Source organism: Duganella sp. 1224 (assembly GCF_013408245.1).
Lineage (GTDB): Bacteria > Pseudomonadota > Gammaproteobacteria > Burkholderiales > Burkholderiaceae_D > Rugamonas.
Window position 1 is genome coordinate 544638 of record NZ_JACBYS010000001.1, and the last position, 25814, is coordinate 570451.

The 25814-nt window shown below is 65.7% G+C and carries 26 protein-coding genes and 3 tRNA genes; 10 read left to right on the top strand and 19 right to left on the bottom strand.

The window, feature by feature from the left end:
- The first annotated feature begins 93 nt into the window (after window positions 1-93).
- Entirely contained in the window at window positions 94-810 is a 717-nt protein-coding gene (locus tag FHW58_RS02520) for an MgtC/SapB family protein (RefSeq protein ID WP_179671500.1), read from the top strand.
- On the opposite strand, the gene FHW58_RS02525 is transcribed toward FHW58_RS02520, so the two are convergent.
- Window positions 763-1608 (bottom strand): NAD(P)H-binding protein, encoded by an 846-nt coding sequence (locus tag FHW58_RS02525; RefSeq protein WP_179671501.1) that lies wholly within the window; start codon window positions 1606-1608, stop codon window positions 763-765. The genes FHW58_RS02520 and FHW58_RS02525 overlap by 48 nt on opposite strands.
- Window positions 1609-1835: 227 nt before the next feature.
- On the opposite strand from FHW58_RS02525, the gene FHW58_RS02530 reads away from it, so the two are divergent.
- Window positions 1836-1911, top strand: a tRNA-Glu gene (locus tag FHW58_RS02530).
- A gap of 35 nt (window positions 1912-1946) precedes the next feature.
- Window positions 1947-2022 (top strand) — tRNA-Glu (locus FHW58_RS02535).
- A 45-nt stretch (window positions 2023-2067) separates the two neighbouring features.
- Here FHW58_RS02535 and FHW58_RS02540 read toward each other — a convergent pair.
- Genes FHW58_RS02540 through FHW58_RS02550 form a run of 3 tightly spaced genes read right to left on the bottom strand, consistent with a single transcriptional unit; the run spans window position 2068 to window position 5367 of the window.
- Window positions 2068-4014 (bottom strand): S8 family serine peptidase, encoded by a 1947-nt coding sequence (locus tag FHW58_RS02540; protein WP_179671502.1) that lies wholly within the window; start codon window positions 4012-4014, stop codon window positions 2068-2070.
- 10 nt (window positions 4015-4024) lie between these two features.
- Window positions 4025-4324, bottom strand: a complete 300-nt coding sequence (locus FHW58_RS02545; protein WP_179671503.1) for a hypothetical protein — start codon at window positions 4322-4324, stop codon at window positions 4025-4027.
- 47 nt (window positions 4325-4371) lie between these two features.
- Entirely contained in the window at window positions 4372-5367 is a 996-nt protein-coding gene (locus FHW58_RS02550; protein ID WP_179671504.1) for a hypothetical protein, read from the bottom strand.
- A 150-nt stretch (window positions 5368-5517) separates the two neighbouring features.
- On the opposite strand from FHW58_RS02550, the gene earP reads away from it, so the two are divergent.
- The 3 genes from earP to FHW58_RS02565 all read left to right on the top strand — a co-directional run bounded on the left by earP (window position 5518) and on the right by FHW58_RS02565 (window position 9077).
- On the top strand, window positions 5518-6642 hold the full coding sequence (gene earP, locus FHW58_RS02555) for an elongation factor P maturation arginine rhamnosyltransferase EarP (RefSeq protein WP_179671505.1): 1125 nt from the start codon (window positions 5518-5520) through the stop codon (window positions 6640-6642).
- A 124-nt stretch (window positions 6643-6766) separates the two neighbouring features.
- Window positions 6767-7342 (top strand): elongation factor P, encoded by a 576-nt coding sequence (locus FHW58_RS02560; protein ID WP_179671506.1) that lies wholly within the window; start codon window positions 6767-6769, stop codon window positions 7340-7342.
- Window positions 7343-7487: 145 nt separating this feature from the next.
- Window positions 7488-9077, top strand: a complete 1590-nt coding sequence (locus tag FHW58_RS02565; RefSeq protein WP_179671507.1) for an amidase — start codon at window positions 7488-7490, stop codon at window positions 9075-9077.
- On the opposite strand, the gene FHW58_RS02570 is transcribed toward FHW58_RS02565, so the two are convergent.
- Window positions 9074-9811, bottom strand: a complete 738-nt coding sequence (locus FHW58_RS02570; protein ID WP_179671508.1) for a hypothetical protein — start codon at window positions 9809-9811, stop codon at window positions 9074-9076. The genes FHW58_RS02565 and FHW58_RS02570 overlap by 4 nt on opposite strands.
- Before the next feature lie 53 nt (window positions 9812-9864).
- On the opposite strand from FHW58_RS02570, the gene FHW58_RS02575 reads away from it, so the two are divergent.
- Window positions 9865-10836, top strand: a complete 972-nt coding sequence (locus FHW58_RS02575) for an alpha/beta fold hydrolase (RefSeq protein ID WP_179671509.1) — start codon at window positions 9865-9867, stop codon at window positions 10834-10836.
- Between the two features lie 6 nt (window positions 10837-10842).
- On the opposite strand, the gene msrA is transcribed toward FHW58_RS02575, so the two are convergent.
- The 3 genes from msrA to msrB are packed head-to-tail and all read right to left on the bottom strand — an operon-like array spanning window position 10843 to window position 13931.
- Window positions 10843-11544, bottom strand: coding sequence for a peptide-methionine (S)-S-oxide reductase MsrA (msrA, locus tag FHW58_RS02580; RefSeq protein ID WP_179671510.1), 702 nt, complete (start codon window positions 11542-11544; stop codon window positions 10843-10845).
- Window positions 11545-11558: 14 nt separating this feature from the next.
- Complete coding sequence (locus tag FHW58_RS02585; RefSeq protein WP_179671511.1) at window positions 11559-13430, bottom strand: cytochrome c biogenesis protein DipZ; 1872 nt, start codon at window positions 13428-13430, stop codon at window positions 11559-11561.
- 15 nt (window positions 13431-13445) lie between these two features.
- On the bottom strand, window positions 13446-13931 hold the full coding sequence (msrB, locus tag FHW58_RS02590; RefSeq protein WP_179671512.1) for a peptide-methionine (R)-S-oxide reductase MsrB: 486 nt from the start codon (window positions 13929-13931) through the stop codon (window positions 13446-13448).
- A gap of 123 nt (window positions 13932-14054) precedes the next feature.
- On the opposite strand from msrB, the gene FHW58_RS02595 reads away from it, so the two are divergent.
- Together FHW58_RS02595 and FHW58_RS02600 are read left to right on the top strand one after the other, a co-directional pair.
- Complete coding sequence (locus FHW58_RS02595; RefSeq protein WP_179671513.1) at window positions 14055-14765, top strand: response regulator transcription factor; 711 nt, start codon at window positions 14055-14057, stop codon at window positions 14763-14765.
- Window positions 14762-16237, top strand: a complete 1476-nt coding sequence (locus FHW58_RS02600; protein ID WP_179671514.1) for a HAMP domain-containing sensor histidine kinase — start codon at window positions 14762-14764, stop codon at window positions 16235-16237. The genes FHW58_RS02595 and FHW58_RS02600 overlap by 4 nt, the downstream gene beginning before the upstream one ends.
- Here the strand turns inward: FHW58_RS02600 and FHW58_RS02605 are convergent.
- Window positions 16218-17030: a helix-turn-helix domain-containing protein gene (locus FHW58_RS02605; protein ID WP_179671515.1), complete on the bottom strand. Its 813-nt coding sequence runs from the start codon at window positions 17028-17030 to the stop codon at window positions 16218-16220. The two genes, FHW58_RS02600 and FHW58_RS02605, sit on opposite strands and share 20 nt — an antisense overlap.
- 82 nt (window positions 17031-17112) lie before the next feature.
- Here FHW58_RS02605 and FHW58_RS02610 point away from each other — a divergent pair, with 82 nt between their 5' ends.
- Window positions 17113-18324 carry an MFS transporter gene (locus FHW58_RS02610; protein ID WP_179671516.1) on the top strand — a complete coding sequence of 404 codons (1212 nt, stop codon included), beginning with the start codon at window positions 17113-17115 and terminating at the stop codon, window positions 18322-18324.
- 3 nt (window positions 18325-18327) lie between these two features.
- Here the strand turns inward: FHW58_RS02610 and dbpA are convergent, their stop codons facing one another.
- The 10 genes from dbpA to FHW58_RS02660 form a co-directional block, all read right to left on the bottom strand.
- Entirely contained in the window at window positions 18328-19737 is a 1410-nt protein-coding gene (dbpA, locus tag FHW58_RS02615; protein WP_179671517.1) for an ATP-dependent RNA helicase DbpA, read from the bottom strand.
- A 118-nt stretch (window positions 19738-19855) separates the two neighbouring features.
- The gene (locus FHW58_RS02620) at window positions 19856-20080 is read right to left on the bottom strand and encodes a hypothetical protein (protein ID WP_179671518.1); all 225 of its coding nucleotides are present in this window, start codon (window positions 20078-20080) and stop codon (window positions 19856-19858) included.
- A gap of 83 nt (window positions 20081-20163) precedes the next feature.
- Complete coding sequence (locus tag FHW58_RS02625) at window positions 20164-21825, bottom strand: acid phosphatase (RefSeq protein WP_179671519.1); 1662 nt, start codon at window positions 21823-21825, stop codon at window positions 20164-20166.
- Window positions 21826-21903: 78 nt separating this feature from the next.
- The gene (locus FHW58_RS02630; RefSeq protein ID WP_179671520.1) at window positions 21904-22314 is read right to left on the bottom strand and encodes a type II toxin-antitoxin system VapC family toxin; all 411 of its coding nucleotides are present in this window, start codon (window positions 22312-22314) and stop codon (window positions 21904-21906) included.
- On the bottom strand, window positions 22311-22583 hold the full coding sequence (locus tag FHW58_RS02635) for an antitoxin (protein ID WP_179671521.1): 273 nt from the start codon (window positions 22581-22583) through the stop codon (window positions 22311-22313). Before FHW58_RS02635 ends, FHW58_RS02630 begins: the two co-directional genes overlap by 4 nt.
- A 130-nt stretch (window positions 22584-22713) precedes the next feature.
- Window positions 22714-22790, bottom strand: a tRNA-Met gene (locus FHW58_RS02640).
- A gap of 48 nt (window positions 22791-22838) precedes the next feature.
- Window positions 22839-24008: a class I SAM-dependent methyltransferase gene (locus tag FHW58_RS02645; protein WP_179671522.1), complete on the bottom strand. Its 1170-nt coding sequence runs from the start codon at window positions 24006-24008 to the stop codon at window positions 22839-22841.
- An 86-nt stretch (window positions 24009-24094) separates the two neighbouring features.
- Window positions 24095-24976, bottom strand: coding sequence for a hypothetical protein (locus tag FHW58_RS02650; RefSeq protein ID WP_179671523.1), 882 nt, complete (start codon window positions 24974-24976; stop codon window positions 24095-24097).
- Window positions 24977-25052: 76 nt separating this feature from the next.
- Window positions 25053-25262, bottom strand: coding sequence for a hypothetical protein (locus FHW58_RS02655; RefSeq protein ID WP_179671524.1), 210 nt, complete (start codon window positions 25260-25262; stop codon window positions 25053-25055).
- Between the two features lie 42 nt (window positions 25263-25304).
- Window positions 25305-25814 (bottom strand): putative metalloprotease CJM1_0395 family protein, encoded by a 510-nt coding sequence (locus tag FHW58_RS02660; RefSeq protein ID WP_179671525.1) that lies wholly within the window; start codon window positions 25812-25814, stop codon window positions 25305-25307.

The window sequence follows — 25814 nt, forward strand, 5'->3', positions numbered from 1 at the left end:
GGTGGTTTGGCCCGGAACTTGCAATGTCATTTGCCGGTCATCTTGGCGCAGTAGTGTTCTGGCTTTTTGCTGCTTCGGCGATGTGGGTTCACTATGCAAATGCTCGCTAATATCAATCTGGATTCCCTGTTGGACACGCTGGTATCTCTGGGCGCGGCTTTTGTGCTGGGTGGCGTGATCGGTCTGGAGCGGCAGTATCGGCAGCGGACGGCCGGGTTGCGGACGAATGTGCTGGTGGCGGTGGGAGCGGCGATGTTTGTCGACATGGCCAACCGGCTGCAAGGGCATGAGGGCGCGGTGCATGTGATCGCTTATGTGGTGTCCGGCATCGGCTTTCTTGGCGCCGGCGCGATCATGCGTGAGGATGGCAATGTGCGCGGCCTGAATACGGCCGCCACGTTGTGGGGTTCGGCGTGCGTGGGCGCGGCGGCGGGGGCGGATCTGATACTGGAGGCGGTGCTGGCGGCCTTGTTTGTGCTGGCGGCCAATACCTTGCTGCGTCCCATCGTCAATCAGATCAACCGCAAGCCGATTGATGTGGAGTCGGTGGAGGTGACCAACATCGTGTATGTCATCGCCGACAAGGCGCATCAGAAGACGGTGATGACGCAACTGGAGGAGGCGCTGGAGCGCGGTAACTATCCCACGCGGTCGCTCAATCTCCATTCGTTCGGCCAGGACGAGATCGAGATCGAGGCGACGCTGGCCAGCACGTCCATCGATGGCGATGAGCTGGACGTGCTGGTGATGCAGTTGCAGTCGCTAGCCGCCGTCCGTCAGGCGTTCTGGAGCCCGAGTACGTCGGAGTAGGAAGTCGCGCAGCGTGCAGGCTTGCCGGCCGGTGAGCGCGGTGTAGTCCTTGCTGGTGCTGTCCATCATGCCGCTGTCCAGCGCCTTTTCGACGTGTGCGATCATGCGCGCCAGTTGTGGCGGCGTACCTTGCGCTGCCAACATGTCTGCGCGTTCACCTGGGCCGACTGCGCTAAAGGCGATCGGCTTGCCGAACGCTTCGCTGCCGATCTTCGCCAGGTCGGCGCCGCTGAGCGCTTGCGGACCGACGATGTCCAACTGCCGCGTGGCAGGCGGCAATAGCAGCGCGTGCGCTGCGGCCAGTGCGCAATCGTCGCGGGTGATGTATGCGGCGCGGCCGATCGTGGCGGCCGAGACCAGTTTGCCACAGCCGGCGGCTGCGGCAAGGGTGTCGCGTAACGGCTCCATGTAGTAGGCATTGCGCAGGATGATGTGGGGCAGGCCGCTGTCGCGCAGCATGGTTTCCGTTTGCGTGTGGTCGTCGTTGACGGCGCCGAGCAGCGAGGTGTAGACGATGCTTTTTACGCCGGCACGTACGGCGGCGTCGATGGCGTTGCGGTGTTGTGCCACGCGGCGCGGGCCGGCGTAGCCGAGGGCGGTGCTGATCAGCAGCATGCGCTGCGCGCCGGCAAAGGCGGCTGGCAGGCTGTCGGCGTTATCGAAGTCGGCGTAACGTTGCCCACTGGACGGTGTGCGGGTGGTGGCGATGAGGTGGTGTGCGCCGAGCCGGCGCAGGTGCTGCAGAACCAGCCGGCCCAGATGGCCGGATGCGCCCGCAACGAGCAGAGTAGTGTGCATGACGATTCCTTGTGTTGGTGGGGACGAACCGCGCCATGCCGCGCGCAAGCCGGCAACGGGGCGGAGGAGGGAGCAAGGAATCAAACAATCGTCATGCGTTCATGATAGCACCGGCCCGAGCGGGGCAACGTTGTAGTGCTGCCAATCTTGCTGTGATTTTTCAGCAAAAACAAGGGTTTGCTATTGCGTTCGGAGAAGGCCGCTGCCATAATACGCGCCTTGGAAATGTCCCCATCGTCTAGAGGCCTAGGACATCACCCTTTCACGGTGAGTACCGGGGTTCGAATCCCCGTGGGGACGCCAACAGACATTTCCAAAGGCCAGTACGGACAGTTTTTGTCCCCATCGTCTAGAGGCCTAGGACATCACCCTTTCACGGTGAGTACCGGGGTTCGAATCCCCGTGGGGACGCCAGATCAGCAAAAAGCCGCCTTGTGCGGCTTTTTGCATTGTTGGCCCTCACCACGCCAGCGGCGCGTAGTGCAGCGGCGGCCGGTACAGCGGCAGCATGGCCAGCGACAGCGGATCGTACCCCGGCGCCATCAACATCATCATCTGTTGCGGCTGCACGGCGCTCTGCGGTTGCAGGCCCACCGCCAGCAGCACGTCCGGCAGCCCGAAGCCGGTGCGGCTCTGGTCGCCCTGACTGACGCGGCGCGCGCTGGCGCGGATCACCTGGAACAGCCGCTCGACCCGCTCGGCGCCGCGCGCGCTGTATTGCGGCGTCTTGAAGTCGGGATGGTGTGCCAGCACCAGCGCGGCCAGGCCGGTCACGTGCGGCGCGGCCATCGAGGTGCCGTCCCACGCGGCAAAGTTATTTGGCGGCACGCAGGAGGTGATGGCCACGCCCGGCGCGCACACGCCCACCTGTGGCCCGAAGCAACTGAACCTGGCCGTGAAGTAGCCGTAGGCGTCGACGTTGTTGTCCAGCGTTTGCGCGTGGTAGCTGTCGGCCGGGAATTCGTCCAGCTTGCCGATGGCGGCCACCGCCAGCACGTTGGGCGACGAGGCCGGATACTGCACGGCGCCGCCCGAATTGCCGGCCGCTACTACACATGCTACGCCGACGCGCCTGGCGCGGATGATCTGCTGCTCCAGCGCTTCCGACACGTCGGCGCCACCCAGCGACAGGTTGACCACATCGATCTGCTTGTCGATGCAGTATTCGAGCGCGTCGATCAGCTGGCTGACCTGGCCGCCGGGGAACAGCTTGCAGGCGTGGACTTCGGCGTCGGGCGCAAAGCCGCGAATGCCGGAGGCGATGTCGGCGGCCGCGATGACGCCGGCACAGTGCGAGCCGTGACCCAGCGTGTCCTGGTCCCAGCCGTCGGGACTGGTTTTCTTGTTGAGCACGTCGAAGCCGGCGTGGATGCCGCGCAGGTTGTCGTGCGTGGTGGCGGCGCCGGAGTCGATGATGGCGATCCGGATGCCCTGGCCGCGGTAGTTGCCGGGCAGTTGGTCGAGCCGCATCGCCTTCTGGCCCCAGCCGTACACGCGCTGGCGCGGAAAGCCGGCCAGCGCCGGCCAGTCGGACAGCGCGCGCAGCACCACCACGTTGGCTTCGTCGTTGCGGATGTCGGGGTCGCGCTGGTAGAAGCTCCAGTAATCGGCCTTGGGCTTGACGTACAGGCCGCGCACGGTGTCGGCGGTTTCGCCGAACAGCGTCAGCGTCACCTGGCCGCTGGCGTCGGTGCTGCCGCTGGCCGGCAGCATGCTGCCAAACAGCGACACCTCGGCGTTGGCCTGCGGCGCGCCATCCTTGCCGAGGACGCTGATGACGGCGTTGAGCACCGGCCCGCCGCCGTCGGTGGGGGTGACGCCGGTGACCAGCGCCGGCTGGCGCAGCGAGGGCTCCATCAGGTTGAGCGGCTGGTCGCGCTCGACCAGCAGGCGGCCCTGGCCTTGCTGGTGCAGGGCGGCGGCTTTTTGTTCGGTCATGCGCGCCACCAGCACGCCTTGCGCGCCGCCCATGCCGTCGGCCAGCGTGCCCAAGGCATTTTTCGGGCCGACCCGGTCGATCACGTCGACGTCGCCGCTGGTGCGCAGCGCTTGCTCCAGCGCGTCAAACTGCAGCGGCTGGAGGCCGAGCGTTTGCAGGCCTTCCGGCGCGGCGCGCGCGGCGATGACGAATTGCTTCTTGCGGGCGCCGATGCTGCGGCCGGCGCTGTCGGCGCGACCGTTGCTGTGGGGCGCGGCGTCGCCGCCATCGGGCCGGCTGGCGGCCGCGTCGGCGTCGGTGGCACGCGCCCCGTCGGTGGTGCTGGCGGTGGGCGGACTGGCGCTGCCGCCGGCGCGGCGTCCGCCGCCGGGATTGCCGCTATCGGCCGGCGCGGCGGCTGCGCCGTCGCCGGCGGCCGTGGTGAGGTCTGGCGGCGTGTTGCTGCCGCCATTCGGGTTCTTGGGCATGATGTTCCTTTCAAAACGGGTCGAACGGGCCGCTGAACATGGACAGCGGCTGGTCCGGTTCTATCGTCAATTGGTGCGAGGGCGAGCCGGTCTGGCGGAAGTGCTGGTCCAGCAGGCGCGCCTTGTCGGCGGTCAGTTCGACCACTGCCGTGTGCGGCCGGTCGCGCGGGCCGATGATGTCGACGATGGCGATGTCGGCGTCGGTGGCCGCCACGGTCAGGAAGTCGTTGAGCGGCGCGCCGCGCGCGGCGTGCACCAGGAAGCGGCGTTTGGCCGGATCGGGCGGGGTGTCGCTAGTCGTGCCAGGCATGGATGTCTCCTCGAAGGCAGAGCGGCGCGCCGGGCGCCGCCGCGGTATCAATGCAGGGTTTGCTGGCCGCCGTACTGCGCGCCGTTGGCCTGCTGGGCCGCCAGTTGCGCCAGCTGCGCCTGTTGCAGATAGGCCGCCGTCAGCGGATCGGCGCCAAACGGCAGCATGCCGCCCAGCTGGCCGGCGATGCCGCCGATGGTGTTGCCGAGGCCCGAGTTGCCGAAGGCGCCGCCGATCATGCCGCCCAGCGGCCGCCCCACGTTCTTGATGATGTTGCCGAACCAGCCTTGCGGCAGCAGGCCCTGGTCCTGCAACTGCTGCAGTTGTTGCAGTTGTTGCAGCTGGACCTGCTGCGCATAGCCTTGCGACGCCGGATCGGCGCCAAACGGCAGCATGCCGCCTTGCTGCCCCTGCTGTCCCTGCTGTCCCTGCTGCGCGTAGGCGGCGCCGAGCGGGTCGGCGCCAAACGGCATCATCGGCTGCTGCACCGGGAAGGTGGGGCTGAGGATGCCGCCATAGGGATGGTTGCGGCGCCACAGGTCGCCGAACAGGCTTTGCGGTGCCAGCCCTTGCTGCGCAGACATCTGCAGCATCGGATCGGCGGCGAACGGCAGCATGCCGCCCAACTGGCCGGCGATGCCGCCGATGGTGTTGCCCAGGCCCGAGTTGCCGAAGGCGCCGCCGATCATGCCGCCCAGCGGCCGGCCGACCTGCTTGATGATGTTGCCGAACCAGCCCTGCGGCGCCAACTGGCCGAGTTGGGCCTGCTGCAACTGCTGCAGCAGTTGCTGTTGCTGCGCCTGCTGCGCGTAGGCGGCCGCCACCGGGTCGGCGCCGAACGGCAGCAGGCCACCGCCGATGCCGCCGGCCGCCTGGCCGATCTGCCGGCCGAGGTTGGCATTGCCGAACAGGCCGCCGATGCCGCGTCCGATCAGGCCGCCCAGCGGCGCGCCGAGCAGCCCGCCGAGAAACCCTTGTGGCGCCAGTTCGCCAAATTGTTGGGGTGCGAATTGTTGTCCGTAGTATTGTTGAAACTCATTCATGACATCTCCTTGTTGTTGGTGATTGCAGCGCGCCGTGGGGCCGCGCTGGTAGGATTGGACTGCCAAGCCGCCATGAAGTTTTAGTATTCTTGGTGGCCGCGCGGCGTTAATCAGGTATCATCCAGCCTCGATTTTTCTGTTCACCTCACCATGAAACTGGATCTGTTCTGCCGCGTGGTCGACAACTATGGCGACATCGGTATTTGCTGGCGGCTGGCGAAGCAGCTGGTGCGCGAACACGGCGTGGCGGTCACGCTGTATGTGGACGACCTGGTCAGCTTCCGGCGCATCTGCCCGCCGGTGGACGTGGCCGCCGACCGCCAGCTAATTGATGGCGTCACGGTCCGGCACTGGCGCGACCAGCACGGCGTCTACATGCCGGCCGATGTGGCGGACATCGTGGTGGAGTTCTTCGCGGTCGATATCCCGCCTGGCTACATCGACGCCATGGCGCAGCGCCAGCCGCGCCCGGTCTGGTTCAACCTGGAGGGGCTGACGGCGGAAGAGTGGGTGGAAGGCTGTCACCGCCTGCCGTCGCCGCAGCGGCAAGGCCTGATGAAGCATTTCTTCTTCCCCGGCTTCACCGACAAGACCGGCGGCCTGCTGCGCGAGGCGGCGCTGGAACAGCAGCGCCTGCAATTCGATCCGGCGCCGTTCCTGCGTCAGCTGGGCCTGACGCCGGACGAGCTGGCGGCCACCAGGATCTCGCTGTTCTGCTATCCGCATGCGCCGGTGTCGGCGCTGTTCGACGTTTGGCGCCAGGGCGACGCGCCGCTGGTCTGCCTGGTGCCGGAAGGCGTGGCGGCCGACGCCGTGCGCGCCTTCACCGGCGGCGAGGGCAGGGCCGGCGAGGTGGCCACGCGCGGCGCGCTGACGGTGCGCGTGCTGCCCTTCGTACCGCAGCCGGATTACGACCGGCTGCTGTGGGCCTGCGACCTGAACTTCGTGCGCGGCGAGGATTCCTTCGTGCGCGCGCAGTGGGCCGGCAAGCCCTTCGTCTGGCACATCTATCCGCAGGACGAGAACCTGCACCATAAGAAGCTGCGCGCTTTCCTGCAGCGTTATGCCGGCGATCTGCCGGGCCTGGCGGCGTTTGCGCTGCGCTGGAACGGCGCGCCGGCTGATGGCGCGCCGCACGACTGGGCCGGCCTGTGGGCGGCGCTGGCCGGCGAGCGCGCCGCCGCCACCGTCCGCGCTGCCGAGTGGCAGCGGCAAATGCTGGCGCACGGCGACCTGGCCAGCAACATGCTGGCGTTTGCCGCCACGCTGAGATAGGCGCTGCCGGAAAAACAAGGTACAATGCCGGGTTAATCTCTCTGACGCATTTTTTACCCGATCAAGCGTAAGCCTGCGTGGCGACGATGATCTTTACGCAACCACCTTATTAAGTAGAATCACTATGAAACCTGCAAAAGAAATTCGTGTTGGCAACATCATCATGGTTGACGCTAAGCCATTCATCGTGCTGCGCTCCGACGTCAACGGTTCGAGCCGCACGGGCTTCACCTACAAGTGGAAAATGAAAAACCTGCTGACCAACGCCCCATTCGAGAGCGTGTTCCGCGGTGACGACAAGTTCGACGTGGTCGTTCTGGACAAGAAGCCAGTGACCTACTCGTACTTCGCCGACCCACTGTACGTGTTCATGGACGCTGACTACGAACAGTACGAAATCGAAGAAGAAAACCTGGGCGACGCGCTGAACTACCTGAAAGACGGCATGGAATGCGAAGCCGTGTTCTACGACGGCAAAGCGATCTCGGTTGAACTGCCAACCACCATCCAGCGTCAGATCGTCTACTCGGAGCCAGCCGTCAAGGGCAACACCTCGGGCAACGTGACCAAGGAAGCCAAGATCGAAAACGCCATCGAATCGAAGCAGTTCACCATCCAGGTGCCGCTGTTCGTGTCGCAAGACGACATCGTCGAAATCGACACCCGCACCAACGAATTCAAGAAAGTCGTGCGCAACTAAGCACCGGTTTTTTTGTGAAAAGCACGCCCGCGCAAGCCGGCGTGCTTTTTTTTTACCAATTTTTGTGGTGGAAGTTGCAACCTGCTGATATATTTATGCCACGCAACAAATGCGGCACATTAGTGAAACCAATCACGGGGATGGCATGGATCGCAGGGATTTCGTCAAAATCGGACTGGCGGCGGGGGCCGTCACTAGCACCAGCAGCGCGCTGGCCAAGCCAGCGGGCGCCAGCGGCATCCTCGACGCTGGCGTGTTGGAACAGCAGCAGATGATGGAGGCGGGCAAGCTGACCTCGCATTCGCTGACGTCGCAGTACCTGGCCCGCATCAAGACCATCGACAAGGCCGGGCCGCGCATCAACGCCATCATCGAGATCAACCCGGAGGCGCTGAAGATCGCGCTGGACATGGACCGCGAGCGCACCTTGAAGCGCGTGCGCGGCCCGCTGCACGGCATTCCCGTGCTGCTGAAGGATAACATCGCCACCGGCGACCGCATGAGCACCACGGCCGGCTCGCTGGCGCTGGCCGGCGTGCGCGCCGCGCGCGATGCGCACGTGACCGCGCAGCTGCGCGCGGCCGGCGCGGTCATCATCGGCAAGACCAATCTGAGCGAGTGGGCCAATATGCGCTCGACCAATTCGGTCAGCGGCTGGAGCGCGCGCGGCGGCCTCACGCTCAACCCGTATTCGCTGGACCGCAACTGCAGCGGCTCCAGTTCCGGCTCCGGCGCCGCCATTGCCGCCGGCCTGGCGACGCTGGCGGTGGGCACGGAAACCGACGGCTCGATCGTGTCGCCGGCGTCGATCTGTGGCCTGGTGGGCATCAAGCCGACCCTGGGGCTGGTCAGCCGCAGCGGCATCATCCCCATCGCCCACTCGCAGGACACGGCCGGCCCCATGGCGCGCAGCGTGGCCGACGCCGCGCTGATGCTGGCCGCCATGACCGGTGTGGACCCCCAGGACCCGGTGACGCGGGAAAGCGTCGGCAAGGTTGGCGACTACCGCGCGGCGCTGGATAAGGCCGGCCTGAAAGGCGCGCGCATCGGCGTGGCGCGCAATTTCTTCGGCCACCAACCGGAGCTCGACGCGGTCATCGAAAAAGCGCTGCTGGATCTGAAGGCGCAGGGCGCGGTGCTGATCGATACCGAAATTCCTAACGTGGGCAAGTACGGCGACAGCGAAACCGAGGTGCTGCTGTATGAGTTCAAGGCCGATCTGGAGGCTTATCTGAAGGAGTATGCGCCCAATGCGCCGGTGTCCAACATGGCCGAGGTGATTGCCTTCAACCGCAAGCATCGCCAGCAGGAGCTGCCGTATTTCGGGCAAGAGTATCTGGAACAGGCGCAGGCCAAGGGCGGGCTGGAGACGCCGGCCTACAAGGAGGCGCTGGCCAACAACCGCCGCTACGCGCGCGCCGAGGGTATCGATCAGGTAATGAAGGAGCACCAGCTGGATGCGCTGGTGGCGCCGACCGGCGGCCCGGCGTGGCTGACGGACTTCATCAATGGCGACCACTTCACCGGCAGCTTCTCGTCGCCGGCGGCGGTGGCGGGGTATCCGCACATCACGGTGCCGGCCGGGTATGTGCATGGTCTGCCGGTGGGCTTGTCGTTTGTGGGCGCGGCGTACAGCGAGGCGTCGTTGATCCGCATGGCCTACGCCTACGAACAGGCGACGCGCCACCGGCGCGCGCCGCAATTCCCGCCGAGCGTATCGCTGGCGGTGCGCTAGTTTTTCAGCACGTGGCGGAAGGTCGGCTCAATGCCCAGCGCGTGCAGGTGGCGCACGATGTCTTCCAGCGTGGCGTCCTTCAGCAACAGGCCGGGTGGCGTGTCGGCCGGCCTGGCTGGCTTGTCCGCCGCCGGTGCTGGCGCGGCTTTGGTGGCTTGATGGCGGCGCTGGAGCGTCGCCAGCGCGCTGGCAAAGACGTCGTCGCCGATGCATTCCAGTTTTTCCAGAAAGACGGCCTGCGCATGTTCATTGGGCGGCATTTCCAGTCCCAGGTCATCCGCCAGCGCGCCGCCCATGCTTGGGTTGACAAAGGCCGCCCACAGGCCGGTGGCTACGTGCAGGCATGGCGGCAGTTCGACCACGGTGCGACCCAGGTCAATCTGCTCGTCTTCAAAGTAAGCCTTGTGCAGCAAGGCGAGGAACTGGCGCGCCTGTTCCACCGGGATGGGCGAGGCCAGCGACAGCCACAGGCGATAGCACTCGCCGCCGGACACGCTGACCGCCGGCGCCGGCAAGTCCAGGTCCGATTGCAGGGCGTTGGCGACGTTGCATAAGCGCTGCCAGTGCTGCTCGCTGTCTGCCTTGTGGAAGTCGATGACGATGGCGCGCGTGACGCCATCCTGCGCCAGATCGAAGGCAAACGTCGCCTCGCCGCGCAAGTGGTGTTGCAGGCGCTGAGTGTTGTCCGCGTTGAGCAGATACAGCCTGCGCAGTTCCGAAATGAGCTTGTCCATCTGCCTATTATCGCCGATTATTGGGGTACTTCACATGCGAGAAGGAGGTTCCGATGAAAGCAGTGGTGGTTCTGTTGGCGTTAAGTTCCGGCTGGGCGGCGGCAAACGAATTCGCGGTACCGCATCAGTTGATCGATGTCGGGGGCGGGCGCAAGATGAATTTGTACTGCAGCGGCAGCGGCACACCGGCGGTGGTCTTCGACGCGGCCGCCGGCGACGCGGGATGGGCCTGGTATCAAGTGCAGCCGGAGGTCGCCAAACACACGCGCGCCTGCATCTTCGACCGCGCCGGATTCGGCTTCAGCGATCCGGCCACGCGGCCGAATACCGCCGAAAACGTGGTGGAGGATCTGCATAAATTGCTGACTGCGGCGGGCGAGAAGGGCCCTTATATCATGGTCGGCAATTCACTGGGCGGCGCCAACGTACAGGTATATGCCTATCGCTACCCGCAATCGGTGCAAGGGCTGGTGCTTGTCGAAGCCCAGCATGAGGACGAAACCGAGCGGCTGGATCAGGCGTCCGGCGGCAAGATTCGCCAGTTTTATGCGATGCTCGCGGCGCAGAACAGGTATTGTCTGGAGGTGGCGGAACGCGGGTTCGACAAGGACAGCGAGAAGCAGACGCAGTGCATCGGCGAGCCGCTGGCGACGTATGGGCCGCAACTGGGCGCGGCGATATTGGCGTCGGAGCGCAAGCCGTCCTACTGGCGCGCCAAAGTGGCGGAGTATGACGCCATGGCCACCAGCGACGATCAACTGCGCAAACTGCGCCGTCCCTTTGGCGACATCCCGGTGCTGGTGCTCACCCGTGGCGTCAGCCCCTACGCGGTGCCGGGGCAGCCGCAAAGCGCCGCCAACAAGGCATTCGAGAACGAGAACGTCCAGCTTCAGAAAACCTTCACCACGCTCACCAGCCGCGGCACCCAACGCATCGTCGCCGGCGCCGGCCACGTGATTCAGGCGGATAAGCCAGATGTGGTGGCCGGCGCGGTGCTGGAGTTGCTGGAACAGGTCAGGCGTTGATCGCGGTCACATAGGCTTGCGCACCAGGACCGCCTCGGCGCGGTACTGGTCCGGCAGGATGCGCTTGAGATTATCCACCTTCGGCAAATCGTTGTAGACGATGTAGGGATCGTTCGGATGGAGCGTCAGGTAATTCTGGTGGTAGGACTCGGCCACGTAGAACTGCTTGTCCGGCTCCACCCTGGTCGTCAGCGGCTTTTTGAACACATGCGAGGCGTCCAGTTGCGCGATGTATTTTTCCGCTACCGCGCGCTGCGTTGGCGTCTGCGGGAAGATGGCGGAACGGTACTGCGTGCCGACGTCGCCGCCCTGGCGGTTCAGCGTGGTCGGGTCGTGCGTGACCGAGAAGAAGATCTGCAGCAGCTTGCCGTAGCTGACCTGCGTTGGATCGTAGGTGATCTTCACCGACTCGGCGTGGCCGGTATCGCCATTTTCCACCATGTCGTAGCTGGCGCTGCGCGCGTTGCCGCCGGTGTAGCCGGACACCGCGCTGCTCACGCCCTTCACGTGCTGGAACACGCCTTGTACGCCCCAGAAGCAGCCGCCGGCGAAGATGGCGGTGGCCGTGTGCTGGCCGTTGGCCGGTTCATCCACCGCCGGCGGCGCGATGACGACCGCGGATTCCGCCGCCGACGCGGCATGCTGCTGCAAGGCGACGCCGATGAGGAAGGCGATCGGCGCGCCGACTTTGAGTGCGATATTTTTCATGACAGTTCTCCTGCTTAACCAAAGGTGAAGGCGTAGGCTTGTACGCCGGGATCGAGGAATTCAATACTGAACGTGCGGTCAGCCACCTCGCCGGACTGCCGCACCAGCTGGTACAGGCGCTGGCTGTCGATCACGCCGCTGCCGTCGGCCTTGACGTCGGTGCCGTGGCTGGCGCCCGGCGCCGCGCCGTCGATGGTCACGCGGAAGCGCACCGGCTTGCCGTCCCTGGTCGGGCCCAGCACCAGATGCAGGTCGCGCGCATGGAAGCGGTAGACGATGCTGCCGCCCGCCTGATTCAGCGTGATCTGCTCCGCCTGCGCCAGCCAGTTGCCGGCCAGGCCCCACTGGTTCAGCCCTGGCTTGGCGGGCGCCGTGTACTGGCGGGCCACGTTGGCTGCCTGCTGTTCCGGCGAGGCGAAGTTCTGGGCGCGCTCGTAGCCGAGGTAAGTCTCCGGCGAGCCGACCTGGCCCGCGTCCGACTGCTGCTGCACGCCGCGCGCGTCCTCGGTGCTGACCACGGTGTTCGTCACATTCCTGCCGCCGGCTTCCTCCAGCAGTTGCTGGATCACCTGTTCCGACTGGGCGTAATCGCCTTCGCCGAAGTGGTGGTGGCGGATGCGGCCCTGGGCGTCGATGAAGTAGTGCGCTGGCCAGTACTGGTTGCCGAAAGCGCGCCAGATCGCGTAGTCGTTGTCGATCGCCACCGGGAAGGTGATGCCCAGATCCTTGACCGCCTTGCGCACATTGTTGACGTTGCGCTCGAAGGCGAATTCCGGCGCGTGTACGCCAATTACCACCAGGCCTTGAGCGCGGTACTTGTCGGCCCAGGCCTTGGTGTAGGGCAGGCTGCGCAGGCAGTTGATGCACGAGTAGGTCCAGAAGTCGATCACCACCACCTTGCCCTTCAACTGCGCGGCGGTCAGCGGCTTGGCGTTCAGCCATTCCACCGCGCCGTTCAGCGGCGGCAACTGGCCTTCGACCGGCAGCTCGTCGCTGCCGTGGGTGGCGGCGCGCATGGCGCGCATGGCCGGACCAGCTTCGCCGGCCATGGCGCTGCGCGCCATCATGGTGCCGCCAGCCGCCACTTCATCGCTGCGGGCGGCGGCTGCGCTGCGCATCATGGCGCCGCCTTCCGGCGGCATATCCTCGTTGCTGGCTTTGTCACGTGGCGCCAGCGTGTCGATCAGCTTCTGCTCCACGCCCGCCGTGGCGACGGTGGAGATTTGCGTCAGCAGGCCGGTATCCAGGCCGGTGGCGATGGCGGCCACGCCGGCCAGCATGGCGGCGCCGAGGCCACGGCGCAGCCATTCACCGGCGCCCAGCGAGCGCTTCATCGCGCTGAAGACCTGGCCGCCGACCAGCAGCGCCAGTGCCAGCGAAGTGGCCGCGCCGGCGGCATACGCCAGCAGCAGCAGGGTGGTGCCCACGCTGGCGCCGTTCAGCGCCGCGCCGGTCAGCACCAGGCCCAGTACCGGGCCGGCGCACGGCGCCCACAGCAAACCGGTCGCCACGCCGAGCACGAAGGACGCGCCGGCGCCCGATCCCTGTCCGCCGGCCGCCTTGCTGGACAGCTTGTCGCCCAGCGCCACCAGCGGCTTGGTCAGGCGGTCCGCCAGTTGCGGCAGCAGCAGCGTGATGGCGAAGAACGCCATCAGCACCAGGGCCAGCCAGCGGCCATACTGGTTGGCCTGCACCACCCAGCCGCCGCCGACGGCGGCCAGCGTGGCCACCAGTGCGAAGGTCAGCGCCATGCCGGCGAGCAGCGGCAGGCCGCTGCGGACGAACGGCTGGCCGGTGCGCGCAAACACGAACGGCAGCACCGGCAGGATGCAGGGGCTGACAATGGTCAGCGCGCCGCCAAGATAAGACAGCAATATCAGCAACATGATGCGGTCCTCCGCTCAGGCGTCGCCGGCGACGAAGTTGAGCGCCACACCGTCGATGCAGTAGCGCAGGCCGGTTGGTTCCGGGCCGTCGTCGAACACGTCGCCCAGGTGGCTGCCGCAGCGGCGGCACACCACTTCCACGCCATACAGGCCGAGCGCGGTGGTGCGGCTGGTGACCACGCCGCGGTCCAGCGGCTTCCAGAAGCTGGGCCAGCCGGTGCCGCTGTCGAACTTGTTCTTCGACGAGAACAGCGGATTCTGGCAGCCGGCGCACAGGAATTTGCCGGCGCGGTGCTCCTTGTACAGCGGGCTGCTGAACGGGCGCTCGGTGCCGCGCTTGCGCAGCACGTCGTACTGGGCGGGTGTGAGCAGCGCGCGCCATTCGGCGTCGGTGCGGGTGACTTCCCACGCGGCGGCCGGGGCGGCGATGGTGCTGCGGTAGCCGATGGCGGCCAGCAGCGCGGCGCCGCCGGTCAGGATGAAGGAACGTCTGGTGTTCATGCTGCTCTCCGTGGATGGAATGACGATGACGCCATTCTGCCTGCGCGGTGCTGACAAAATCCTCACGTAAACGTAAACGAATTGTGATACTTTTCGGCGCAGGAATCCTGCACAATACCGCTTATGGAACCCGCTAAACGAGTCTTGATCGTCGAAGACGACATCCACATCGCCGACCTGCTGCGCATGCACCTGCAGGACGAGGGCTATCAGGTGACGCATTGCGCCGATGGCGCGCAGGGCCTGGCCCAGGTGCGCACCGGCGGCTGGGATGCGCTCATCCTCGACATTATGCTGCCGGGCGTGGACGGCCTGGAAATCTGCCGCCAGGCGCGCGCCATGACGACCTACACGCCAATCATCATCACCAGCGCGCGCTCCAGCGAAGTGCACCGCATCCTGGGACTTGAGCTGGGGGCGGACGATTACCTGCCCAAGCCGTTCTCGGTGCTGGAACTGGTGGCGCGCGTGAAAGCCCTGCTGCGCCGGGCCGACGCCATGTCGCGCAACCAGCGCAACGAGGGCGGGGCGCTGGAACTGAACGGCGTGCGGGTCGACCCGCTGACGCGCCAGGCCACGCTGGCCGGCGCCGTGCTGGACTTGACGCCGCGCGAGTTCGACCTGCTGTACTTCTTCATCAAGCATCCGGAAAAGGTGTTCTCGCGCCTTGATCTGCTGAACCAGGTGTGGGGCTACCAGCACGATGGCTACGAGCACACGGTCAACACCCACATCAACCGCCTGCGCGCCAAGATCGAGGCCGATCCCGCCGATCCCAGGCGCATCCTCACGGTCTGGGGCAAGGGCTACCGGTACGCCAGCGAGGCCGCATGAAACTGACGCTGTCGCAGCGCCTGTCGCTGGTGTTCTCGATCCTGCTGCTGGCCTGCTGCGGCGCGTCCGCGTGGCTGCAAATCCGCGCCAACATCATGCACGAGAAGGAGGTGGTGCAGGGCCTGTCGCGTGGGCTGGCGCGCAGCATCGCGCTGGACGCGCAGCTGATGCACGCCGAGGACGACAGCGCCGCCACCCAGGGCCTGAGCGCCGACGCCGTGCGCCGCCTGTTCAGCCGCCTGATGGACGTGAATCCCAGCGTGGAAGTCTACCTGCTGGACATGGACGGCCGCATCGTCGGCCACGCCGCGCCGGCGGGCAGCCTGAAACGCGATCACGTCAGCCTGGAGCCGATCCGCCGCCTGCTGGCCAACGAACCGTTGCCGATACAGGGCGACGACCCGCGCAGCGAGAAGGGCCGCAAGGTGTTCAGCGCCGCCATTTTGCGCGCCGGTGAGCGCAAGGTCGGCTACATCTACGTCATCCTGCAAAGCGAGGAGCATGACCGCCTGGCCGCGCGCGCCACCGCCAGTTCGGTGCTGCGCACCACCTTGTGGTCGATGGTGGTGGTGGCCGCGCTGGTGCTGATCGCCGGCCTGATCGCCTTCCGCCTGATTACCCGTCCGCTGCGCCGCCTCACCACCACCATGCGCCAGCTCGACACCAGGGCCGACCAGCTGGCGCTGCCGGCCACCGCGGAAGCCAGCCCGCGCGACGAAATCGCGGTGCTGGAGCACGCGTTTGGCGACATGGCCGCGCGCATCAACCAGCAATGGACCACCATGCGCCAGCTCGACCACGACCGGCGCGAGGTGGTGGCGAACATCTCGCACGACCTGCGCACGCCGCTGGGCTCACTGCATGGTTATCTCGAAACGCTGTCGCTGAAGGACGAGATGCTGACGCCGGCCGAACGCCAGCATTACCTCGGCATCGCGCTGGCGCAGAGCCAGAAAGTGGGGCGCCTGGCGCAGGCGCTGTTCGAGCTGGCGCGCCTGGAGCATGGCTCGGTGCAGCCGGAGCTGGAGGCGTTCTCGCTGTCGGACCTGATCCAGGACGTGTTCCAGAAATTCGAACTGCAGGCGGCGGAGCGCCAGGTGCGGCTGATGGCGACATTGCCGCATCCGGCGCCGATGGTGCGCGCGGACCTGGGCATGATCGAGCGGGTGCTGACCAATCTGTTCGACAACGCCATCCGCCACACGCCGGCCGGCGGCGAGGTCGAAATTACCGTGCAGCCCAATGCCGGCGGCCTGGTCGCGGTGACGGTGTCCGACACCGGCCCCGGCGTGCCGGCGGCGATGCGCGAGAACCTGTTCCGCCGCCCGGTGGCGCTGCAGGGCGAATACCGCGTCGGCGGTCTTGGTCTGCTGACGGTCAACCGCATCCTGCAGCTCCACCACAGCAAGATCGAACTGGTGAGCGAGCCGGGCACCGGCGCCGTGTTCTGCTTTACGCTGGCTGCTGCGTAACCGGCTGGCGCCACTCGGTCAGGTAGTGCTGCGGCGTCTTGCCCAGAATGCGGCGGAACATGGCGCTGAACGCGCTGGGGCTGGCGTAGCCCAGCGCCGCCGCGATGTCGCCCACGCTGACGCCCTGCGCCAGGCGCTTGAACGCCTCCGCCAGGTGCACCTGCTGCACCCACTGGCGATAATGCAGGCCCGTCTCCTTGGGGAATAACCGGATCAGCGTGCGCGCGCTGGCGCCCACGTCGTCGGCCCACTGTTCGATATTCTTGGCGCTGCCAGGGGCGCTCATGATGGCGGTGCACACCGCCACCAGCCGCCGGTCGCGCGGCCATGGAATGGCGATCGGCACCGTCTCCGCCGCCTGCAATTCGGACAGGATCAGCATCGCCAGATGCTCGCCGCGCCCCGGGATCGGATATTCGATCGGCTCGTCCAGCAGCGCCAGTATCAGCTCGCGCAGCAGCGGACTGACTTCGATCACGCGGCAGCTGTCGCCGAACGCCCTGGCGGCGCTGGCTTCGACATAAATAGTGCGCATGGTGACCTTGCTGACCGAGGTCCAGTGGTGCACCACGCCGGGCGGAATCCACAGCGCGCGGCGTGGCGGCAGGATCCACACGCCGGTGTCGGTCTGCACCCGCATCAGCCCCTGGGTGGCGTACAGCAGTTGTGCGCGTTCATGGCTGTGGGGCGGCGCCGTGACGCCATGCTCGGCGTCGCGGGCGAGGGCGGTGACCACGCGCGGCACGCGCTGGTAGTCACGGTGGTCGGTGCTGCGGTGGGCGGAAGGCGGCATTTGGCACTTATTCGACGAAAGATGGAATATCAAGTTTTGTAGACCATATTACACTGATTCCATCCTACAAAGAGGTCTCCACATGAATACTGCTACTGCAACCGTCGCCGGCACCGCCGGCCGGACCCACGGCGATACCGTCATGCGCATACTCGGCGCGGTCGCCGTGGTCCACCTGTTGAACGATCTGACGCAGGCCATGCTGCCGTCGATCTACCCCATGCTGAAGTCGGAGTTTGGCCTGACCTTTACCCAGGTCGGCCTGATCACGCTGACTTTCCAGTGCACCGCCTCGCTGCTGCAGCCGTGGATCGGCGCTTACACCGACAAGCGGCCGATGCCCTTTCTGCTGCCAATGGGGATGGTGGCCACGCTGATCGGCGTGCTGATGATGTCCTTCGCCTCGTCGTTCCCAGCGCTGCTGGTGTCGGCCGCGCTGATCGGCGTCGGCTCGTCGACCTTCCACCCGGAAGCGTCGCGCGTGGCGCGCGCCGCCTCGGGTGGCCGCTTCGGCTTTGCGCAGTCGCTGTTCCAGGTGGGCGGCAACGCCGGTTCGGCGCTGGGGCCGGTGATGGCGGCCGCCGTCATCATCGGCCGCGGCCAGGCCAACATCGCCTGGTTCGCGCTGCTGGTGCTGGCCGCCATCGTGGTGCTGGTGTACGTGAGCCGCTGGCATAGCCACCACCTGGCGCAGCCGAAGAAGGCCGCCGCCGTGGTGGCGTCGCCGCTGCCCAAGGCCAAGGTGTATGGTGCCATGACGGTGCTGGCGCTGCTGGTGTTCTCGAAGTACATCTACATGTCGAGCCTGACCAGCTACTACACCTTCTACCTGATCGATAAATTCGGCGTGTCGGTGTCGAACGCGCAGCTGTATCTGTTCCTGTTCCTGGCGGCCGTGGCGGCGGGCACCTTCATGGGCGGCCCGATTGGCGACCGCATCGGCCGCAAGCGCGTGATCTGGATGTCGATCCTGGGCGCGGCGCCGTTCACGCTGCTGCTGCCTTACGTGAACCTGTTCTGGACGGCCGTGCTGACGGTGGTGATCGGCTTTGTGATCTCGTCGGCTTTCTCGGCCATCGTGGTGTTTGCGCAGGAACTCATGCCGGGCAAGGTGGGCATGGTGGCGGGGATTTTCTTTGGCCTGATGTTCGGCATCAGCGGCATTGGCGCGGCGGCGATGGGCCACATCGCGGACGTCAGCGGCATCGCCTTCGTCTACAAGCTGTGCTCATACCTGCCGCTGCTGGGCATCCTGACGGTGCTGCTGCCGAACATCCAGCAGCACAAGCATTGACAATCAGGCGTCGATAAACCGCATCTTGAAGTTGCGGCCTTTGAAGGCGCCGAAATCGCCGCCCAGCGGATTGCCCTTGTTGAGGCGCGCGTAGGCGTCATACGCCACGCGGCGATCGATGGCGACGTAGGTCTGGAACTCGGTCACGTTGATTTTGCCGACTTGTTCCTTGCTCAGGCCGGCGTCGCCGGTCAGCGCGCCCAGCACGTCGCCGGGGCGCAGCTTGTCCTTCTTGCCGCCCGAGATCACCAGCGTCATCATCGGTGCCGGATCGACGCCGTAGTCGTTGTCATCCAGGCTGTCCAGATCGAACCAGTTGACCGGCTGGCCCTGGTATTCCTCGATCAGCTTGACCCACTTCTTCTCGTTCGGCGCGCACAGCGACAGGGCCAGGCCCTGTTCGCCGCCACGGCCGGTGCGGCCGACGCGGTGGATGTGCACCTCGGTATCCTTGGAGACGTCGACGTTGATCACCGCTTCCAGGTTCGGGATGTCCAGGCCGCGCGCGGCGACGTCGGTGGCCACCAGTACAGAGCAGCTACGGTTGGCGAACAGGATCAGGATCTCGTCGCGCTCACGCTGCTCCAGTTCCCCGTACAGCGCCATTGCGGAGAAGCCTTTCTGCTGCAACGATTCCACCAGTTCGCGGCACTGCACCTTGGTGTTGCAGAAGGCGATGGCCGATACCGGCTTGTAGTGGCCCAGCAGGCGCGCGACGGCGTCGTTGCGCTGGTCGAAGCCGATCTCGAAGAACAACTGCTCGATCTGGCTGTTGTCGTGCTGCGCCTCGACGGTGACCTCGACCGGATCGGCCAGGAAATCGTCGGTGGCGCGGCGGATGTCGTCCGGGTAGGTGGCCGAGAACAGCAGCGTCTGGCGGCGCTTCGGGCAGGCGCTGACGATGCCGGCGATTTCATCGTAGAAGCCCATGTCGGTCATGCGGTCGGCCTCGTCCAGCACCAGCGTGCTGACCTTGGACAGGTCCAGCGTTTCGCGGCCCAGGTGGTCGCGCACGCGGCCCGGCGTGCCGACGATGATGTGGGCGCCATGCTCCAGCGAGGCGATCTGCGGCCGCATCGGCGAGCCGCCGGTCAGCACCAGCACCTTGACGTTGCCGGTCGAGCGGGCCAGGCGGCGCAGCTCGCCCGCGACCTGGTCGGCCAGCTCGCGGGTCGGGCACAGCACCAGCGCCTGCACCGCGAACCAGGCCGGATTCAGCTTGGCCAGGATGCCGATGCCGAAGGCGGCGGTCTTGCCGCTGCCGGTCTTGGCCTGGGCGATCAGGTCGCGGCCTTCCAGCACCGACGGCAGGCTTTGCGCCTGGATCGTCGTCATCTCCTTGTAGCCGAGCGAGTCGAGGTTGTCCAGAAAGGCGGGGCTCAGCGGCAGGCTGGCAAAGGAGGTGGAAGTCATGGTGGCGGACCCTGTTCAAAAAGGATGTGGGCACAGTCTAACAGGCTAACGCGCGCCTGGCCCACTGTGCGGGCGGTGTATTGGTGATGTGTGGCGACTGTGACGGCGCTGTGCCGTATCAGTCGCGCTTCCATACCGGCAAACCGGTAAGGTCAAGATTCTCGTCGCGGACCCAGATCGGCAGGCCGGTGGTGTCGGTCGGTTCCAGCAGTTCCAGCTGCTCCTGCTTGAGCGCCGTGCGGCGCACGCGCGGCGGCGGCGGGCGCTTGGCTTCCGGTTCGAGCGGCTCGGCCGGTTCAAAGCCGGGCAGGTCGAACGTCGCGTTATCTTTTTTATCTCTCATCGGTAAAAAACAAAAGCCCGGCTGGAGGAGTCGGGCTTTGTCAACTTGCTTTAATTGCGCGCAGTGTAACACAAAGCGCAATCTCAACGGAAGCTCAGGGCTCCCGTCAGGTCGCCCGGCGGCGTGGCGTGGCGGGCGGCGAAGGCCTCGTTGCGGGTCTTCAGACCCTCCAGCAGCGGCAGGTCGTGCAGGCGGGTGATGAAGCGCATGATCGACGTGGTGTCGTAGAAGCTGTGGTCCACGTGGCCTTTCTTCGCGAACGGCGAGACGATGATGGCCGGGATGCGCGAGCCGGGGCCCCAGCGGTCGCCCTTGGGGGGCGCCACATGGTCCCACCAGCCGCCGTTCTCGTCGAAGGTGATCACCACCAGCATGTTCTTGAACTGCGGCGAATTCTTCAGGTGCTCGACCACGTTGGCGATGTGGGCATCGCCGGATTCCACGTCCGAATAGCCGGCATGCAGATTCAGGTTGCCCTGCGGCTTGTAGAACGCCACCGCCGGCAGCTTGCCGGCCAGCGCGTCGGCGATGAATTTGTTGGAGATCGGGCTGTCGCCCAGGCCGCCGTCGCGCAGGTGTTCCTCGCGCGCCTTGGTGCCGGGCGCGAACTGCTTGAAGTAGTTGAACGGCTGGTGATGGTACTGGAAATTCGGTTTTTCGCCGCCGCCCCTGGCGTCCAGTGCCGCCTGCCACGCGCCGCCGTACCACGCCCAGCTGACATTCTTGCGCGACAGCAGATCGCCGATGGTGTCATAGGTCTGCGGCGGCAGGGTGCTGGCGTCCTTGGGATCGGCGTGCAGCGGATCGCCGTCGTAGGCCGGGCGGATGTAGCTCGGTTGGTAGGGCGGGGCCATGGTGTTGACCGCGTAGCCGTCCGGCGTGATGGCGCCGTTGTTGACGAAGTGCGGGTGGCCGTCCAGCGCCGATTTCGGCGAGTCCGGCGCGGTCGACAGGCGGAAGCCGGTCGGGCCGTCGTCCAGCACCGCGATCTTCTTCTTGGCTGCCGTGTCCTTGGCGTTGAAGTATTCCGGCACGCGGCCGCTGATCAGGAACTGGTGGTTCAGGTAGGAGCCGCCGAAGGCCGCCATGAAGAAGTTATCGCACAGCGTGTACTGCTCGGCGATCTTCCACAGGCCGAGGTTCTTGCCGGTTTCGCCGTAGTAGCCCATCACCATGCCGCCGGTGTTGCCCCAGGCGGCAAAGCCATCGTTCTTGCCGCCGTTGATCTGCATCTGGTTCTGGTAGAACAGGTGCCACAGGTCGCGCGTGATCACGCCTTCCGGCAGCGGCTTGCCCTCGGTGTCCACCAGCTTGAACGGGCCGTTGGGCAGGTTCTTGATGTCGTCTTCCTTGACCGCGTATTTTTTGCCGCCGATGTCCTGCGTGTTCGGCACCATGCCGCCCCAGATTTTCGGCAGCACCGGCAGCACCGAGCCATCGCGGTCGCGCTGCTGGCAGGCGGCGGCCGGCGCGGCCGACAGCGGACTGGCGGTGCCGGGGAAGTTGGCGAACAGGTTGTTGAAACTGCGGTTCTCCAGGTAGATCACCACCACGTTCTTGATGTTGGTCTTGAGCTTGTCGTCGAGCGAACCTTTGGCAGCGGCTTTGACTGGCGCGGCCTCCGCCAACGACGGCAGCGACGTCGCCAGGCCGGCGGCGCCGGCGGCCTGGAAGATGCGGCGGCGGGAAGGATTGACGGGCGCGTCCTGCGCTTGTTGTTCTGCTACTTGTTCCTGATCCTTCACGCATGCCTCCCTGGCTCAACTAAAACGCCAATTGTGACAGCTTTATGAACGCTTGGGTATCATGTGGGTTCAGGTTGATTACGGTAGATCTCTTTTCCAGTTCTCGACCTTGAGGTTATTCACGCGGCTGAATTCTTGTGGATTGTCCGTCACCAGCGTCAGTTGTCGTGCACGGGCGTGCGCGGCGATGAGCAGATCGTTTGCGCCGATAATTTGCCCGGCGGCTTCCAGCGTGGCACGGATATCGCCATATTCAACGTCAACGGGCGTATCGAGCGGTAGAACAGGGATGAGTTTCAGGAAGGCGTTCACTCTGGCCGTCAGTTTGGACGACTTTTTCTTCCCACAGCCATAGCGCAACTCGGCCGCGACAATGACGCTGGTGAATACCTGTTTAGGATCGATCTGCGCAAGATGGAGGGCAGCAGATCCATCCGGGCTTTGGATGACGTCACTGATGATGTTCGTATCCAATAGATATCCGCTCAAAATATATCCTCCGTGTCCGCAGGGAGGTCGCCGATGGTGGGAAACGCATCCTCCGGTCCGAGGGGGGGCTCTTTCCTCCACTCTGCGAGCAGTTCAACAATGTTTGCTGGCCCTGTGAGTGGCTCAATGATGAGTTTGTTACCCTCGCGATGAATCAGCACGCGATCCCCGGGTAATTCGAACTCAACAGGAATCCGGACCGCCTGGCTGCGGTTGTTGCGGAAAAGCTTGGCTTCTTTGGGCTTGGATGGCGTGAACAAAGGGGGCATGGCACAGCTCCTTATGTATATGCCAAAATGTATATGTATAAGGCGACGTTGTCAAACCAGACCGCGGACTACCGCACCTCAAACGCAAAAAAGCCGTTGATTTCTTGTGAAATCAACGGCTTATCGAATCTGGTTGCGGGGACAGGATTTGAACCTGTGACCTTCGGGTTATGAGCCCGACGAGCTGCCAGACTGCTCCACCCCGCGTCTGAAGGCATGTATTATATACAGGTTCGGCGGGGAGCGCAAGTCGTCTTACGCGGCTGCCAATCGCCACAGCGATGTGACCTCGGCGGCGCGGGCCGCGTGCAGGGGATCGGTGGCGTCGCTGGCGCGCGGGTGGACCGGGCGCACGTCGATGCGGCCGGCCACTTTGAGGCCGGCGGCGGCGATCCATTCCAGCAGCTGCTCGCGTGGACGCAGGCCGAGATGCTCGGCCAGGTCGGACAGGATCAGCCAACCTTCACCGCCCGGCGTCAGGTGCGCGGCGAGGCCGGACAGGAAGCCGCGCAGCATGCGGCTGTCCGGATCATAGACCGCGTATTCAATCGGCGAACTCGGACGCGCCGGCACCCACGGCGGATTGCACACCACCAGCGGCGCGCGGCCTTCCGGGAACAGATCGGCCACTTGCAGCTCAACCTTGTCCTCCAGCCCCAGCAGCGCCAGGTTTTCGCGCGCGCAGCTCAGCGCGCGCGGGTCCTGGTCGGTGGCGATCACGCGCTTGACGCCGCGTTTCGCCAGCACCGCCGACAGCACGCCGGTGCCGACGCCGATATCAAACGCCAGATCCGCGCCCGCCGGCAGCGGTGCATCGGCCACCATCTGCACGTATTCGCCGCGCACCGGCGAGAACACGCCGTAGTGCGGGTGGATGCGCGCGCCCAGCGCCGGGATCTCGACGCCGGTACGGCGCCATTCATGGGCGCCGATCAGTCCAAGCAACTCGCGCAGCGAGGCGATGAACGGTTCTTGGTAGCGGCCATACGCTTCGTTGCAGGCCAGCTTGACGTCCGGCGCGCGGCGCAGCGGGATGGTGTAGCCCTCGTCGAAAGGAATCAGCAGCATGGCCAGCGTGCGCGCGCGTTGCGACTGCGCCTGGCGATGCAGGTGGAAGGCTTCGGTCGGCGAGGAGGGCGCCTTGGCCGGCTTGGCCTTCTTGCCCGCGCGGCCTTTGTGGTCGGCGCGGCGCGCCAGCGCCTGCAGCAACTGGCGCGCGTTCTGGAAGTCGCCGCGCCACAGCAGTGCCGTGCCTTCGCAGGCCAGGCGGTAGGCGACATCGGCGTTGGTGGTGTCGTCGGCGATGATCACGCGCTTGGGCGGCGGCATGCCGGCTTCGGAGCGCCAGCGCGCGGAGCGCTGTTCGCCGTTCTCCTCCCAGTGGATGCGTGGGACGGTCGGGGAGGAGGTGGTTTGTTCGGGCATGTTGGGGCTATCGGCAGAAAATAGGACGCGCCGCGCCAGGGGGCGCGGCGGAAAGTGTCGCTATTATACCGGCCGCCGCGCGGTGGTCAGGTGGCGGCTTTGTCGGCGGCCGGCGCGGCGTCGGTGGTCGATGCGGCCGCGGCTGCGGCGTCGGAAGCGGCCGGCGTGGCTGGCGCGGCGGCGTCGCCGGTCGGCGGCGTATCAGTGGTGTTGGCCGCTGCCTTGGCCTTGTCGGCGGCGGTTGGCGGCGCGTAGGTGTTGCCGTCCTTGCTGTCGACCAGATTCAGAAGACGCAGCGACAGCCCGCGCAGCGTGTTGCGGTCGATGCCATCGGTCTTGTCGTTGCTGTTGTTGGACGGGGACAGCGCGGTTTGCAGGTCGCGGCCAATGAGCTGGAACAGGTCCGCCAGCGTGCCGGGGAAGTCGATGTTCGGCACTTGCACGGTCGGCAGATCCTGGGTGCTCGGCTGCGGCTTGTCGGCGGCGTTGTCGGCGCTGGTGGTCTGGCTGGCGGCCGCGTTCAATTCGGCGTTGTACTGGACTTCCACTTCAAAATCGAACTTGCGGCCGTCGGCGGTGGTGATGGTGCCTTTGCCGATGAAATGGGCGCTGTCGGTCAGGCTGAAGGCGGCGGCCTCGGTGGTGCCGTTGGCGCCCGAGGTGCGCTGGTAGCCCAGCGCCACACTGGAACTGGCGTCCAGGCTGGCCGAGTCGAAGTCGATGGTCGCGCCCTTGGCGGCGTCACCGAACAGCGCCTGCGCGAAACTGCTGACGAAATCCTGCGCAAAATCCACCGTGGCGTTGCCCATCGAGGCGACCCGGTTGTCCAGGTCGAGGCCCTTGGTGGACAGGTTGTTATTGGCCGCCGCCACGCCTTGCGTTTTTTGCAAAGCTGGCGTTTTGGCGTCGGCCTGCGAGCCGGTGAAGAGCGATGGCAGGCGCGCGCCCAGGTTGGAGATGGTAGACATGGCGGATTCCGTTTCGATATAACTTCTGCAATTCTTTAACGGTATCCTAGCCGATTACTTGAGCGCACGGCGCAAATTAGTGGTGGTGGGTCCAGCCCTCTGGGGCGGCCAGGTAGGATTCCACGGCGTCTTTCTGGCCGATGGCGTGATGTTTCACTTCGCCGCAGGCGCATACGCCCACGTAAGGCTGGATGTGCGAGCAGGCCGACACTTTTTGCAGGCGGACTTGCACGGCTTTGGCGCATTTAACGCATTTGAACGTGAGGGTGCGTGGTGCTTTTAACATGATTGTGTGACGGCTAAAAATGCAAAGGCGGGATTTTATCATTCACGCGTAAATGTCGACCGTGGGCGCGGCGGCGGGCGAGGCGCCGTAGGCCTGCATGGTCTTTTGCTGCGCCAGTTCGGCGCGCGCCTGGGCCTCCATCTGCTGCGCCTGGGCGGCCACCGCGCGGTCGGCGCTCGACGGTTCGGCCGGCGCCAGCGCGGCCGCCTGAATGGTGCGGGCGCGTTCGATGGTCTCTTCCGGCGTGGCGCCGGGCGAGGTGTCGATATTGACCTCGCCGCCGACGGCATAATTGACGCCGTTCGGGCCGCGTTCATAGGTGAACGAGGCGCCGGAGGTGGCGAGTCCGCCCGCCGCGGCGAGGTGGGCCTGCTCGTGCTGGCGCACTTCGAGATCGCGGGATTTGAGCTTGTCCAATACCGCCAGCGCTTCCTCGGACAGCTGCGTGGTCGACGACGGCGTGGCTTGCGGCGCGGCGCTGCCCGCCGGCGGCGCGGGGGCGAAGCGCGTAGCCGGCGCGGTGGCGTAGGAGTTGATGGCGCTGATATTCAT